Consider the following 10661-nt stretch of genomic DNA (forward strand, 5'->3'; position numbering starts at 1 on the left):
AGTTTCCAAATGAGGAGAATATTTTCTCGTTCCAGCCTGGTGTCCGCCGCCGCGGCTCTGGGGATGATTGCGGGCCTGGCGTCCACCGTGCATGCCGATGAAACCTGCATGTCTCCCTACATGGCCAAGATTGTGGGCCAGGAAGACTATGTCTATATCTGGACGCTTGGCGTCGAGGGATTGGGCGATGAGCAGGACAAACTGGTGACGGTGGCCGTCAACCCCGATTCAAAGGACTACGGCAAAGTGGTCGGCACGCTGTCGGTCGGCGGGCGCAACGAAGCGCACCACTCGGGCCTGACAGACGACCGCCGCTACCTTTGGGCCGGCGGCCTCGACAGCAACAAGATTTTCATCTTTGATGTCCACAGCAATCCGCGCGAGCCGAAATTGCACAAGGTCGTCACCGACTTTGTCGCAAAAACCGGCGGCATGGTCGGCCCGCACACGCTCTACGCGCTGCCGGGCCGCATGATGGTCTCGGCGCTGTCCAACAACAAGGACCACGGTGGCCGCACCGGTCTCGCCGAATACACCAATGAAGGCGAATATGTCACGGCGCACTGGATGCCCACCGACCAGGATCTGCGCGGCGCCGAAAAGAGCGGCAAACTGGCCGACGGCTACGGCTACGATGTGCGGGTGCTGCCGCGACGCAATGTCATGCTGACCTCGTCGTTCACCGGCTGGTCGAACTACATGATGGACTTCGGCACCATGCTGAAGGACGGCGAGGCGATGAAGCGTTTCGGCAACACGATGGTGCTGTGGGACCTGCACACCCGCAAGCCGAAGAAAGTCTTTGATGTGCCCGGCGCGCCGCTTGAAATCCGTTGCGCGTGGCAGCCGAACCACAACTACTGCTTCACGACGACGGCCCTGACCTCGAAGATGTGGATCATCTACGAGGACGAGAAGGGCGAATGGCATGCCAAGGAGAACGGCACCATCGGCGACCCGTCGAAAGTGCCGCTGCCGGTGGACATCTCGATCACATCGGATGACCAGGGCATGTGGGTGCAGACCTTCATGGACGGCAAGAGCCGCTACTTCGACATCAGCGACCCGTTCAACGCGAAGCAGGTCTATGAGCATGTCGTCGGCAGCCAGGTCAACATGATCTCGCAAAGTTGGGACGGCAAGCGCGTGTATTACACATCGTCGCTGCTGGGCAACTGGGACAAGACCGGCGACGCCGACGAGCAGTTCTTCAAGTCGTTCACATGGGATGGCAAGAAGGTGAAACTCCAGTTCGCCGTGGACTTCTACGCCGAGAAACTCGGGCGTCCGCACCAGATGCGTTTCGGCGCCTACTCACTCTACAGCGCCGCGCCCGAAGCCGGCGCCACCAAACTGACCGAGGCGACCCGCTAAGCGGTTTCCGCCAACGGCCCATCGCGGGGCGAGACGGGGGTGCGCCGCGCCGCGCCCCCGCCGCCCCGTTTTTTTGCGCCTATAATTCCTGCATGTATGTCTGTGTTTGCAGGGCCATCACCGAAGAGCAAATCCGGCGCGCCGTCGCCGGCGGCGCCGACACGCTCGCCAAACTGCGCGAAACGCTCGGGCTTGGCGTGGATTGCGGCAAGTGCCTTGAATACGCCAAACGCCTCCTCGGCGGCGCCAAACCCGGTGCCAACAACCCGCCGCGCGCGCCTGACCATTCCCGCCGGGAATGATTCTCAATGTGCGGCGCATTCGCATTTTCCGGCAGCGACAACTTTCGGCGGCGACAACTTCGCCGCCCGGCTTGCGCCCGGTTTATAATGGCGAAGACACAAACGAATTCATTGTTTCAGGAGGTGATGTGTCATGAAAGGCGACCATGGTGTCATTGAATATTTGAACAAGGTCTTGCGAAACGAGTTGACGGCCATCAACCAGTATTTTCTGCATGCCCGCATGTACAAGAACTGGGGCTTTCACAAACTCGACGAGCACGAATACAACGAATCCATTGACGAGATGAAGCACGCCGACCTGCTGGTCGAGCGCATCCTGTTTCTGGAGGGCCTGCCCAACCTGCAGGACATCGGCAAACTGCTGATAGGGCAGCAACCGGAGGAAATGCTGCGCTGCGACCTTGAACTGGAGCGCATGGCGGTGCCCGACCTGAAGGACGCCATTGCGTACTGCGAAAGCAACGGCGACTATGTGTCGCGCGAGTTGTTCGATAAAATTCTTGAAAGCGAGGAAGAGCACATTGACTGGCTGGAAACGCAGTTCGACCGCATCCGCCGGGTCGGAATCGAGAACTATCTCCAGTCCATGATGTGACGCCGCACGCAGGCGCCGTACACAAAAACGGCCTGACATTCCGCTGCGGAATATCAGGCCGTCACTGTCCCGAAGGAGGCCCGGGAATCTGGTGGAGGCGGCGGGAATCGAACCCGCGTCCGCCCATTCTCCGCCTTTGGCACTACATGCTTAGTCCGTCTTCGTATCCTGGCCGCTTTTGACGGACAAAAAATCCGGCCAGGCTGTCCGCATTAGGAGTTTAACCGGCAGGCCGCGAACCAGCCGTCCGGCGAGCTTGTAAAAATGACTCCCGCTCCGGCGTTACAAGCACCGCCGGGCGGAAGGCATAGCCGGTTTTTTAGGCCGCTAATGCGTAGTTGTCTTGGTTGGCAACTATTGGTTTGCGGCAAGTTTAACGAGTTTAGCCACCTGCTCGGCATGCGCCTCCGGTTTTGCAATGTGCGTCGAAGCCGAATCGCCCCCGGAAACTCCAGTATAGCACGGGCGCGCAACCCTGTGGCGCGGGCGGCGCAGCCCCGGCCCGCCGCCCGCCCGCCGCCGTCTATAATGGCCGCCATGCAAGTCCTCTACGGCCCCTCGCCCTTGTCGGAATTCAGGCGGCGGCAGTTGCTCGCCCGCTTGCAGTTGGCATGCGCCGTCGTTTCCGGCCTGCGGGCCGCCGCGGTTTATTTCCTCGACATGGACGGCGCCCCCGGCGAGGACGCGCGCCGCCGCCTTGAATCGCTGCTGGCGCCGGACGGCGTTCTTGCGTCGGCGCCTGCCGATGCCGGCACCGCCGACACTGCCGTTGATGTTATTCCAAGAACGGGAACGGTATCTCCGTGGTCCAGCAAGGCCACCGACATCTTCCATGTCTGCGGCCTGGAACAGGTGCGGCGTGTCGAGCGCGGCGTTCGCTACTGTCTGTCGTCAAACCGCCCGCTGTGCGCCGCTGAGCGCGATGCGTGCGCGGCGCTGCTGCACGACAGAATGACCGAGGAAGTGTGTTATTCGCCGCCGCCTTCGGGCCGTGTTTTTGCGCGCGCCGAGGCCGGGCCGCTGCGCGAGGTTGCGCTGGACGGCGACCCGCGTGCGCGGCTGGAGGCCGTCAACCGCGACTGGGAACTCGCGTTGTCGCCGGACGAAATCACCTATCTGCTCGATTACTATCGCGGGCAGGCGCGCGCGCCGACCGACGCCGAACTGATGATGTTCGCGCAGGCCAACTCCGAACACTGCCGCCACAAGTTGTTCAACGCCGAATGGACGCTCGACGGGCGCCGCCGCGAAAAGACGCTGTTTGAGATGATCCGGCACACGCACGCCTGCTCGCCGCACGGCATGCTGTCGGCGTATGAAGACAACGCCGCCGTCATCGCAGGCGCCGCGGCGCGCCGCCTCGTTGTGGATGCCGAAACGCGGCGTTACCGCTGCGTTGAGGAGCCGCAGCCCATCCTGATAAAGGTCGAGACCCACAACCACCCGACCGCCATCTCGCCGTTTGCCGGCGCCGCCACCGGCGCCGGCGGCGAAATCCGCGACGAGGCGGCGACCGGGCGCGGCGGGCGTCCGAAGGCCGGGTTGACCGGCTTCAGCGTGTCCAACCTGCGTATTCCGGGGTTTGTGCAGCCGTGGGAAGGCGCTGAAAGAAGGCCCTCGCGCATCGCCTCGCCGCTGCAAATCATGATTGAGGCGCCGATAGGCAGCGCCAACTACAACAACGAATTCGGGCGCCCGAACCTGTGCGGTTATTTCAGGACCTTCGAGCACGCCGCCAACGGGCGAACCTGGGGTTATCACAAGCCGGTGATGGTCGCCGGCGGCCTCGGCACGCTGCGCGCGGGCCACATCGCCAAGCGCGCGTTTGCCGACGGCACGCCGCTGGTCGTGTTCGGCGGGCCGGCGATGTTGATCGGTCTCGGCGGCGGCTCGGCGTCGTCGGTCGGCGGCGGCGCCAGTTCGGAGCAACTGGATTTCGCGTCGGTGCAGCGCGACAACGCCGAGATACAGCGGCGCTGCCAGGAAGTCATCGAGCAGTGCGCCGCGCTCGGCGATGACAATCCGGTTCTGGCGATACACGATGTCGGCGCCGGCGGCCTCGCCAACGCGCTGCCGGAACTGGTGCACGGCGCGGGCCTCGGCGGGCGTTTGCAACTTCGGGATATTCCGTGCGCCGACGGCGGCCTGTCGCCGATGGAAATCTGGTGCAACGAGGCGCAGGAGCGTTATGTCGCCGCGATTGACGCCGCGCGCCTGCCGGACTTTCTGCGATTCTGCGAACGCGAACGCTGCCCGGCGGCGGTTATCGGCAGCGCCACCGCGCGGCGGCAACTGGTTGTAACAGACCGCCTGCTTGGGCGCGACGCGGTGGACATGCCGATGCCGGTGCTGCTCGGCGACCCGCCGCGTGGCTCGCGTTCGGTCGCGGCGGCGTTCGGCGCGGCGGGCGCGGCGGCGCCGGACGACATCGGCGTTGACGATGCCGTTGAGCGCGTGCTGAAAATGCCGGCGGTGGCGTCGAAGTCGTTCCTGATTACCATCGGCGACCGCAGCATCAGCGGGCTGGTGGTGCGCGACCAGATGGTCGGGCCGTGGCAGACGCCGGTCGCCGATGTTGCCGTGACGGCGGCGGATTATTCGGCTTATGCCGGCGAGGCGATGGCGATGGGCGAGCGCACGCCGGTGGCTGTTTGCGACGCGCCGGCGTCGGGGCGCCTGGCCGTGGCCGAGGCGCTGCTGAACATCCTGTCGGCGGATGTGCGGGCGCTGGGCGATGTGCGGCTGTCGGCCAACTGGATGGCCGCCGCCGGCGACGACGCGCAGGCGGCGGCGTTGTTCAACACCGTTCGCGCGGTGGCGCAGGAATTGTGCCCGGAACTCGGCATTGCGATTCCGGTCGGCAAGGATTCGCTGTCCATGCAGATGGCGTGGCGGGCGGACGGGCGCGATGAACAAGTGGTGTCGCCGCTGTCGCTGGTGGTGTCGGCGTTCGCGCCGGTCGGCGATGTGCGCGCCACGCTGACGCCGCAACTGCGCCCGGACGCGGCGGGCGCGAGGCTGTGGCTGATTGATCTCGGCGGCGGCAAAAACCGCCTCGGCGGTTCGTGCCTGATGCAATCTTGCGGGCGCACCGGCGGCGCGCCGCCCGACCTGGATGCGCCGCAAAAACTGACGGGCCTGTTCGGCCTGCTGCGCGAATTGCGCGAACGCGGCCTGCTGCTTGCCTACCACGACCGCAGCGACGGCGGCCTTTTTGCGTGCCTTGCCGAGATGGCGTTCGCCGGGCATTGCGGCGTGCGCTGCGATGTGCGCGGCGACGACGCCGGCGCGGACGCCGGGCTGCTGGCGCCGCTGTTTTCGGAAGAGTTGGGCGTTGTCATTCAGGCAACGGCGCAGGCGGCGGAGCAGTTGCCGTCGCTTGCGCGGCGTTATGGTTTGTCTTCCGACTGCCGCGACATCGGCTGCTGCATTCCCGAACGCAAACTGGAAATTCGCGGCGGCGAACAATCGCATTCGTGGGATTTGATGCGACTGAAACGGTGGTGGTCGGAAACCGGTTTTCATATCCGCAAGTTGCGCGACCATCCCGACTGCGCGGCGCAGGAACTCGACAGCGTGTGCGACGGCGGTGATCCCGGGCTGGGGGCGTCGCTGACATTTGACCCGTCCGATGATTCGTTTGCGCCGCCGCCGGAGGTTGGCGCAATGCCTGCGGCGGCGCCCGTGGCTGGCGCACGGTCGGCGTCGGCGCCCGTGCCCGGAGCAAAGCCTGCGGCGGCGCCCAAAGTGGCTGTGCTGCGCGAGCAGGGCGTCAACGGGCAGATGGAAATGGCGGCGGCTTTTGCGCGCGCGGGTTTTGATGTGCGCGATGTGCACATGAGCGATTTGATTGCCGGGCGCGAGGACTTGCGGTCGTTTCACGGGCTGGCCGCGTGCGGCGGCTTTTCCTACGGCGATGTGCTCGGCGCCGGCGCCGGCTGGGCGCAGTCGGTGCTGCTGCACGGGCGCGTGCGCGATGCGTTCGCGGGTTTTGTTGCGCGCGACGATACCTTTGTACTCGGCGTCTGCAACGGCTGTCAGATGCTGTCGCGCCTGTCCGGCATGATTCCGGGCGCGGGCCACTGGCCGCGTTTTCAGCGCAACCGCTCCGACCGCTTCGAGGCGCGGCTGGTGATGGTCGAGATTCTGCCGTCGCCGTCCATCCTGCTCGCGGGCATGGAAGGCTCGGCGCTGCCCGTCGTCGTCGCGCACGGCGAGGGCCGCGCCGTTTTCGGCGAAGACGCGCAGCGCCGGGCGCAGTCTTTCATCTGCCTTCGTTATCTGGACAACGATGGCCGCGCGACCGAACGCTACCCGCAGAACCCGAACGGCAGCGCCGGCGGCGTCACCGGGCTGTGCAATGAAGATGGCCGCGTAACCATCATGATGCCCCATCCGGAGCGGCTGTTTCGCAGTTGCCAGCACTCCTGGCACCCGCCTGGCTGGGGCGAGGAAGGCCCGTGGCTGCGCCTGTTCCAGAATGCCCGCCGCTGGCTGGCGTAGTGGCGGCGGGATGAATACGACGGCGAACAACGCGGCGGCGCCGGCGCTGCACGAGCATCTGAACCGCTGCGCGTCGGCGGCGCCGGATTATCTTTCCTTTGACGGCGGCAAGATACCGCGGTTCACGGCGGAGTTCTGGACCGCGAAACAGCGGCAGGGCAACCCGATTCATGAAGTCTCGTACCGGGCGTGTTTCAAGGCGCAACTGCCGGGCTTTTTCATCGGCCTGCTGTCGTCTGAGGGCGATGTCATCTACGACCCGTTCGCCGGGCGCGGCACCACCGCCGTCGAGGCCGCGCTGAACGGGCGCATTCCGGTGTCCAACGATGTCAATCCGCTGAGCGAGGTGCTGGCTCGCCCGAGAATCGAGCCGCCGTCGCTTGACGAGGTGCAACAGCGTCTTCTCGAATACCCGGCGCCGCGGCGCGCGGCGGACGCCGGCCTGTCCATGTTCTACCACCCCGACACCGAGGCCGAAATTCTCGCCCTCAGGGACGAGTTGCAATCCAGGCGCGCGCGCGGCGCCGAAGACGCCACTGACCGGTGGATACGGATGGTGGCGACCAACCGGCTGAGCGGGCATTCCCCCGGCTTCTTCTCCGTCTATACGCTGCCGCCGAACCAGGCCGCGTCGCGCGACGGGCAGGTTCGGATCAACCGCAAGCGCCGCCAGGCGCCGCCGTACAGAAATGTCCGCGACCTGATTGCGAGAAAATCGCGGCAACTGCTGTCCGGCCTGGATGCGCCGCGCCGCGAGGCGATGCGCCGCCGCGCGCGGCACGCGGTTTTCATCGCCGCCGACGCCTGCGAAACGCCGCAAATCCCGGACGCCTCGGTTGCGCTGACGGTCACCTCGCCGCCGTTCCTCGATACCGTGCAGTATGCGAAAGACAACTGGCTGCGCTGCTGGTTCAACGGCATTGACGCCGCCGCCATTGAACGCAACGCGGCGCTGGCGCGCGATGTGGGCGCGTGGCAATGCGCGATGACGAAAGTTTTCCGCGAACTGCACCGCGTTACCCGCCCCGGCGGCTGGGTCGCGTTTGAGGTCGGCGAAGTCAGGAATGGCCGCATCCGTCTGGAAGAACATGTGCTGCCGGCGGGGACGGCGTCCGGTTTCCGCTGCACGGCGGTCATGATCAACCGCCAGCAATTCACCAAGACATCGAACATCTGGGGCGTCGGCAACAACCGCGGCGGCACCAACACCAACCGGATTGTGCTGTTCAGGAAAGAGTAGGCGCGGCGCGCCCCGGCGGGCGCCCCTTCACGCACATTTCACGCCGCTTGCAACCTGGGCGGGGTTGGCACAATATAATATGCCGGGGAGGGCGAAACGGAGGTTCCACATGCTGATACAAATCACAAAAAAATCACAACCGAAGGCGTCGGAAATCACGCCGCACGCGGTGTACCTGAAACGCCGTGAATTCATCAGGGCGGGCGCGGGCGCGCTCGCCGCCGGCCTGTTGCCGGGCGCCGCGGGCGCCGCGTTAGGGCCGGACTTCGGCGACCTGCCGGACAGCCGCTACAACACCGACGAGGAATGGACCTCGTACCACAATGTAACCACCTACAACAACTTCTACGAACTCGGCACCGGCAAGGCCGACCCGCACAAGAACGCCGAGCGGCTGGTTACCGAGCCGTGGAGCATTGAGGTGTCGGGCGAGTGCGCCAAACCCGGCGTTTATTCGGTTGAGGACTTTGTCAAGCCGCACAAACTGGAAGACAGAATTTACCGCCTGCGCTGCGTCGAGGCCTGGTCCATGGTCATTCCGTGGGTCGGTTTTGAGGTGGCCGAGGTCGTGAAGCGCTGCGAGCCGAACTCCCACGCCAAATATGTCGCCTTCAAGACGATATTCGACCCCGACAACCTGCTGGAGCAGAAACGCCGGATTCTGGAATGGCCCTACAAGGAAGGGCTGCGGCTGGACGAGGCGATGAACCCGCTGGCGATTTTTGCGGTGGGGCTTTACGGCAAGGTGCTGCCGAACCAGAACGGCGCGCCGCTGAGACTGGTGGTGCCGTGGAAGTACGGTTTCAAGAGCATCAAGTCCATCGTCTCGATGGAGTTCACGCGCGACGAGCCGCCGACGGCGTGGGGCAGGCAGGCGCCGGGCGAGTACGGCTTTTATTCCAATGTCAATCCCGAAGTCAGCCATCCGCGATGGTCGCAGCGGCGCGAGCGGCGCATCGGCGAATTCGGCAAGCGCAAGACGCGGATGTTCAACGGCTACGAGGAAGAAGTCGCGCATCTCTACGCCGGCATGGATCTGAAGAAAAACTTCTGACTTGAGCAACGGCGCCGCCACCGGTGTTTCCCCGCAGGGCGCGCGCGCCATCCGCGCCGCCCGGGTTTTCGTCCACATCGCCTGCCTGCTGCCGCTGGCGTGGCTGGTGTGGACGGGCGTTTACCGCGATCTCGGCGCCAACCCCATCGAATACATCACGCGCTTTCTCGGCGACTGGACGCTGCGCCTGCTGCTGATTACGCTGGCGTTCACGCCGGTCGCCGCGCTGCTGCGCGTGCGGATTGTGCGCTACCGGCGCGCCGTCGGCCTGTATTGCTTCTTTTACGCCGTGTGCCACTTCATCACCTACATCTGGCTTGATCAGTTCTTCGACTGGCAATCCATCGTCGAGGACATCGTCAAGCGGCCCTTCATTCTCGCCGGCTTCACCGCGTTCGTGCTGCTGATACCGCTGGCCGCGACCTCCAACGCCGCCGCCGTGCGCTGGCTGCAACACCGCTGGAACCGCCTGCACCGCCTCGTGTATGTCATCGCGATCGTCGGCCTGCTGCACTACTGGTGGCTGGTGCGCGCCGACTTCTTGAAGGCGTGGATTTATCTGGCGATACTGGCGGTGCTGCTGGGCTACCGGCTCTGGCGCTTCGCCGCGTCCAGGAACCTGAGCCGCGGATAAACCCGCAAACCGGGCCGCCCGGATGGATTGCCGCCGGGTTTGTGCTATGATGGGCGGCATCAGTTTCACAGTGATGATTTGACAATGGGATTGTTCAAGAAAAAGCCCAAGGACTTCAAGGCGACGATTGCGAACACCGGCGAGACTTTTGATGTGAACGGCGGCATCAACCTGCTGCAGGCGGCGCTCAACGCCGGCATCAAGTGGCCTCATGATTGCCGGGTCGGCAGTTGCGGCACCTGCCGCTGCCTGCTGAAGGAAGGCAAGGTCAAGCCGCTGAACGACTTCTCCTATGTGCTCGACAAGGAGATGCTCGACAACGGCATGATCCTGGCCTGCCAGGCAAGGCTGAAAAGCGACATCACCGTCGAAGTGGATTTCGAACAGGACGCGCTGCGCTGACGCTCAGCGCGCGAGTTCCTTCAGCGTCTCCAGCGACGGCGTGAAAAACATCGCGCCGGACACCGGCGTGGTGTAGTCCATCAAGTGGTCGTGCAGGCCGTCGCCGGCCTGTCCGTACATGCGCGCCAGCATCTTTTCGATGATGTCCGGGTCATTCGTGTAGGCGGCGAAGAACAGGCCGCTTTCGCCGGCCAGCGAGTGGTACGCCATGCTGTGGCGCACGATTTCAAGTTCCTCGCCGTCTTCCTCGATGACGACGCGGCTGATGTGCGCCGTCTCCGGTTTCTCGTCGTCGGGCAGTTCCACGCTGTCGGGTTTGGTGCGGCCAATGACTTTTTCCTGCTCTCGCACGCCGAGCCGCGACCACGACGCCAGGTCGTGGCGGTAGCGCTGCGTGAACAGAAAACTTCCGCCGGCGAACTCGCCGCTGTCAATCAGCGCGGTTTCGGCGCGCTCGCGGTCTCCTTCCGGGTTTTCGGTGCCGTCAATGAAGCCGGTCAGGTCGCGCGAGTCGAGGTGTTCGCTGCACGCCGTTTCTTCGGTGATTTCCAGCG

Annotated in this window: 9 protein-coding genes and 1 other RNA gene (1 of these 10 running past the window's edge); 8 read left to right on the forward strand and 2 right to left on the reverse strand. The window is 64.7% G+C overall.

The window, feature by feature from the left end; all coding sequences use genetic code 11:
- Positions 1-63: 63 nt before the first annotated feature.
- The 3 genes from OXU50_03815 (at position 64) to bfr (ending at position 2274) form a co-directional block, all read left to right on the forward strand.
- Positions 64-1374 (forward strand): selenium-binding protein, encoded by a 1311-nt coding sequence (locus tag OXU50_03815; GenBank protein ID MDD9869007.1) that lies wholly within the window; start codon positions 64-66, stop codon positions 1372-1374.
- A 92-nt stretch (positions 1375-1466) separates the two neighbouring features.
- The gene (locus OXU50_03820; protein MDD9869008.1) at positions 1467-1676 is read left to right on the forward strand and encodes a (2Fe-2S)-binding protein; all 210 of its coding nucleotides are present in this window, start codon (positions 1467-1469) and stop codon (positions 1674-1676) included.
- 133 nt (positions 1677-1809) lie between these two features.
- Positions 1810-2274, forward strand: coding sequence for a bacterioferritin (bfr, locus tag OXU50_03825; protein ID MDD9869009.1), 465 nt, complete (start codon positions 1810-1812; stop codon positions 2272-2274).
- An 89-nt stretch (positions 2275-2363) separates the two neighbouring features.
- Here bfr and ssrA read toward each other — a convergent pair.
- Positions 2364-2718, reverse strand: a transfer-messenger RNA (tmRNA) gene (ssrA, locus tag OXU50_03830).
- 93 nt (positions 2719-2811) lie between these two features.
- Between ssrA and purL the strand changes: the two genes are divergently transcribed.
- The 5 genes from purL (at position 2812) to OXU50_03855 (ending at position 10107) form a co-directional block, all read left to right on the forward strand.
- Positions 2812-6777 (forward strand): phosphoribosylformylglycinamidine synthase, encoded by a 3966-nt coding sequence (gene purL, locus OXU50_03835; GenBank protein ID MDD9869010.1) that lies wholly within the window; start codon positions 2812-2814, stop codon positions 6775-6777.
- Between the two features lie 10 nt (positions 6778-6787).
- Complete coding sequence (locus OXU50_03840) at positions 6788-8017, forward strand: DNA methyltransferase (protein MDD9869011.1); 1230 nt, start codon at positions 6788-6790, stop codon at positions 8015-8017.
- A gap of 109 nt (positions 8018-8126) precedes the next feature.
- Positions 8127-9071 carry a protein-methionine-sulfoxide reductase catalytic subunit MsrP gene (gene msrP, locus OXU50_03845; GenBank protein MDD9869012.1) on the forward strand — a complete coding sequence of 315 codons (945 nt, stop codon included), beginning with the start codon at positions 8127-8129 and terminating at the stop codon, positions 9069-9071.
- A 1-nt stretch (position 9072) separates the two neighbouring features.
- On the forward strand, positions 9073-9705 hold the full coding sequence (locus tag OXU50_03850) for a sulfoxide reductase heme-binding subunit YedZ (protein ID MDD9869013.1): 633 nt from the start codon (positions 9073-9075) through the stop codon (positions 9703-9705).
- Between the two features lie 84 nt (positions 9706-9789).
- The gene (locus OXU50_03855; protein MDD9869014.1) at positions 9790-10107 is read left to right on the forward strand and encodes a 2Fe-2S iron-sulfur cluster binding domain-containing protein; all 318 of its coding nucleotides are present in this window, start codon (positions 9790-9792) and stop codon (positions 10105-10107) included.
- Between the two features lie 3 nt (positions 10108-10110).
- Here OXU50_03855 and OXU50_03860 read toward each other — a convergent pair whose 3' ends face one another.
- Positions 10111-10661 carry the 3' portion of a Dyp-type peroxidase gene (locus OXU50_03860; protein MDD9869015.1) on the reverse strand. It continues 388 nt past the right edge of the window, so only the last 551 of its 939 coding nucleotides appear in the window; its start codon lies off the right edge, out of view; it ends in the stop codon at positions 10111-10113.

It is taken from the genome of Gammaproteobacteria bacterium, assembly GCA_028817225.1.
Taxonomy (GTDB): Bacteria; Pseudomonadota; Gammaproteobacteria; order Poriferisulfidales; family Oxydemutatoraceae; genus Oxydemutator.

What these genes read in the sequence shown, in the direction of transcription:
- OXU50_03855 (MDD9869014.1), top strand. Translation starts at nt 9,790, where the DNA reads ATGGGATTGTTCAAGAAAAAGCCCAAGGACTTCAAGGCGACGATTGCG.
- purL (MDD9869010.1), top strand. Translation starts at nt 2,812, where the DNA reads ATGCAAGTCCTCTACGGCCCCTCGCCCTTGTCGGAATTCAGGCGGCGG.
- OXU50_03815 (MDD9869007.1), top strand. Translation starts at nt 64, where the DNA reads ATGATTGCGGGCCTGGCGTCCACCGTGCATGCCGATGAAACCTGCATG.
- OXU50_03820 (MDD9869008.1), top strand. Translation starts at nt 1,467, where the DNA reads ATGTATGTCTGTGTTTGCAGGGCCATCACCGAAGAGCAAATCCGGCGC.
- OXU50_03840 (MDD9869011.1), top strand. Translation starts at nt 6,788, where the DNA reads ATGAATACGACGGCGAACAACGCGGCGGCGCCGGCGCTGCACGAGCAT.
- bfr (MDD9869009.1), top strand. Translation starts at nt 1,810, where the DNA reads ATGAAAGGCGACCATGGTGTCATTGAATATTTGAACAAGGTCTTGCGA.
- msrP (MDD9869012.1), top strand. Translation starts at nt 8,127, where the DNA reads ATGCTGATACAAATCACAAAAAAATCACAACCGAAGGCGTCGGAAATC.